The organism is Allosphingosinicella sp. (assembly GCF_036387215.1).
Classification (GTDB): Bacteria; Pseudomonadota; Alphaproteobacteria; order Sphingomonadales; family Sphingomonadaceae; genus Allosphingosinicella.
Map to the genome: position 1 here is coordinate 1 of NZ_DASVUE010000137.1, position 2,908 is coordinate 2,908.

Consider the following 2,908-nt stretch of genomic DNA (forward strand, 5'->3'; position numbering starts at 1 on the left):
GGGCCCGAAGACGAGCATCGTCCTCATCGGCTCGATCGAGGGCGTGTCGAAGGATACGCGCTGGGATCCCGGCGCCCTCACCGACACGCTGCGTAAGGCTGACCGGGTGATGTTCCCAAGCATGGTCGGCCTCACCGCCTCCCCCTTCGCGATCTTCGGCATCATCTGGCAGGCGCGGAAGATGGCGACGCTCCCGAAGGGCCAGACGCTCGCCCAGTTCATGCCGGCGGACCAGTTCCAGCGGCTGGTGGCGCTGAAGAACCGGGGCGTGCTGAAGGCCGGGTTCGAGCGTTCGCACCCGCTGGTGGTCGCCGAGGACCTGAGGGACGCGGCCAAGGGCAAGCGCGGATACGGCCCCGGGGCTGGCCAATATGTCGAGCGGGCGGCCAAGAAGTACAAGCTGAAGCGGGTTCCGATCACGAGCTACAAGGCGAAGCCGATCCTCAAGGACTTCTTCGCATCGCCGCCGCGCAACTACGTGCCGTGCCTGCTCTCGGCGGTGACGCTGGCGGAAGCGGGCCCCGGCGCGATCAAGGAGCATTCGGATGCATGGGCGCAGCGGCGCGTGCCGGATGTGCTCGCCTCCCCCGCGGAGAAGACGGCAGAAGCCTGTTCGCCGAAGAACTGGGGCATCATCCCCAACACCGACCTGAGGCCGCTGATGCGGCGGCTGATGACGGAGCCGCAGCTGACGGTGGCGGTGGTGAGCCTCGGCAGCCTCGCTCGGCCGGGCGGCGTCCTCGACGACCTGGCGGCCGCCGGCTTCGATATCCAGGGGCCGCGCTGGAAGCGCTGACCGGCCGGACCCGTCAGTTCTCGAGCTGGCGGGTCAGCAGCCGGATGTCGGAATCGAGCTCCGGATCCTGGGCGCGCAGCTTCTCGATCTGGCGGACGGCGTGGATCACCGTGGTGTGGTCCCGTCCGCCGAATCGGCGGCCGATCTCGGGGAGCGAGCGCGGCGTCAGCTGCTTGGACAGGTACATGGCCACCTGCCGCGGGCGGGCGACCTCCCGGGCGCGTCGGGCGGAGGTCATCTCCGCCTTGCGGATGCGGTAATGGTCGGAGACCTTGCCCTGGATCTCGTCGATCGAGATCCGGCGCTGATTGGCGCGCAGGATGTTGGCGAGCACTTCGCCGACGAAATCGAGGTCGATCGCCCGGCCGCTCATCATCGCATAGGCGGCGATGCGATTCAGCGCACCCTCGAGCTCGCGGACGTTGGAGCTGATCCGTTTGGCGAGGAACATCACCACTTCCTGCGGCACGCTCACGTCCGGAAGCGATTCGAGCTTCTTGAGGATGATGTTGAGCCGGAGCTCGAGATCGGCCTGGTTGATGTCGGCTACGAGACCCCAGGACAGGCGCGAGAGGATCCGCGGCTCGATCCCATCCAGGTCCTGCGGCGCGCGGTCTGACGAGATGACGAGGCGGCGGCCGGCCGAAATGATCTCGTTCATCGTGTGGAAGAATTCTTCCTGCGTCGATTCCTTGCCGGCGATGAACTGCACGTCGTCGATCATGAGGAGGTCGGCGGCGCGCAGCTGCTGCTTGAACTGGATGGTATCGTTGGCGCGGAGCGCCGCGACGAACTCGACCATGAACTTCTCGGCCGACATGTAGATGATCTTGGCGTCGGGCCGGCGGGCGCGGAATTCGTGCCCGATCGCGTGCAGGAGGTGAGTCTTGCCGCGGCCCGTGCCGCCGTGGAGGAAGAGCGGATTGAACGCGACCTTCTCCGCCGTCGCAAGCGTGCGGGCCGCGTTGAACGCGACCTCGTTCGCCTTGCCGATCACGAAATTCTCGAACCGGTAACGCGGCTCCAGCTGCGCCGCATATAGGCCTGCGGGCTGCTGAGGACGGACCGGCTCGGGCTCGGGAGCGGGAATTTCGGCGATCGCCGGGGCTGCGCGCTCCCCGCCCGACCGAATCACCACCTGCCGGACCGACGGCAGCATCGAACGCCAGGCGAGCGACAGCCGGTCGGCGAAATGGGTCTGCACCCAATCGGCCATGAATTGCGAGGGAAGCTCGAGCCGGAGCACTCCGCTCTGATCGTCGAAGCCGCCAAGGCGGATCGGGCGCAGCCAGCCGTCGAAGGTGCGGGCGCCGCAATCGCGGCGAAGGCCGTTGCGGATATGCTCCCAGGCCAGGGCCACGGGGCTGTCCGAATGGTCGCTTACAGGCAAAGCTACATCACTGGCCGGCGTAGAGCTCACGCAAGCACCCCCTCGCATCAAATCGCCGCCTGGACCTGCGGCCTGTTCAGAGCAAACGCTCCCCCTCCCGGCAAATCGCCCCCGCGGCGCTGCCGAATCAATTGATCGTTCTGCTGTCTTGCCCCCTTCGGACGAGCCGTTGGAGGAAGAGTTTTTTAGGGACGGCGGGCCTGTCCGATCAACCGGAAAAATTACACCTATGTGAAATAATGCGGTTGACACGCAAATGCGCGGCTGGAGCCTCAGTCGCTGCAAAAGCGGCGGAATTCTGCGAATTTTGAACCGTTACAGAATCGTAACAAAGCCGCGAATCGCGGGAAGTCCTCGGGATTCGAATATGGCCTTTAGGCCATGAAAAAACCCGCCGGAAGGATCCGGCGGGCCATTCATTTTCCAGTCTCTGAAGCGCTTAGCCGAGAGCGGCAACCCGCTTGGTGAGACGCGAGATCTTCCGCGAGGCGGTGTTCTTGTGGATGACGCCCTTGGCGACTCCGCGCATCATTTCCGGCTGCACCTTGCGAATCGCGGCTTCGGCCTGGGCCTTGTCGCCAGAGGCGAGCGCTGCCTCGACCTGCTTCACGAACGTGCGGATGCGGCTGACGCGCGCGCCGTTGATTTCCGCGCGGCGGTCGTTGCGGCGGATGCGTTTCTTTGCCTGCGGCGTATTCGCCATCTTCTGAATGCCTCGTAGC

Annotated in this window: 3 protein-coding genes; 1 reads left to right on the forward strand and 2 read right to left on the reverse strand. The window is 65.5% G+C overall.

Features of this window, described 5'->3' with window-relative positions; genetic code table 11:
• Positions 1-796: TraB/GumN family protein (locus VF662_RS05450; RefSeq protein ID WP_464138752.1), on the forward strand; the 796-nt coding region annotated here is incomplete at its 5' end.
• Between the two features lie 13 nt (positions 797-809).
• Here VF662_RS05450 and dnaA read toward each other — a convergent pair.
• Both dnaA and rpsT read right to left on the reverse strand, forming a co-directional pair.
• Entirely contained in the window at positions 810-2,234 is a 1,425-nt protein-coding gene (gene dnaA / locus VF662_RS05455; RefSeq protein WP_464138755.1) for a chromosomal replication initiator protein DnaA, read from the reverse strand.
• A gap of 391 nt (positions 2,235-2,625) precedes the next feature.
• Complete coding sequence (gene rpsT, locus VF662_RS05460; protein WP_464138758.1) at positions 2,626-2,889, reverse strand: 30S ribosomal protein S20; 264 nt, start codon at positions 2,887-2,889, stop codon at positions 2,626-2,628.
• Positions 2,890-2,908 lie beyond the last annotated feature (19 nt).

What these genes read in the sequence shown, in the direction of transcription:
- rpsT (WP_464138758.1), bottom strand. Translation starts at nt 2,889, where the DNA reads ATGGCGAATACGCCGCAGGCAAAGAAACGCATCCGCCGCAACGACCGC.
- dnaA (WP_464138755.1), bottom strand. Translation starts at nt 2,234, where the DNA reads ATGCGAGGGGGTGCTTGCGTGAGCTCTACGCCGGCCAGTGATGTAGCT.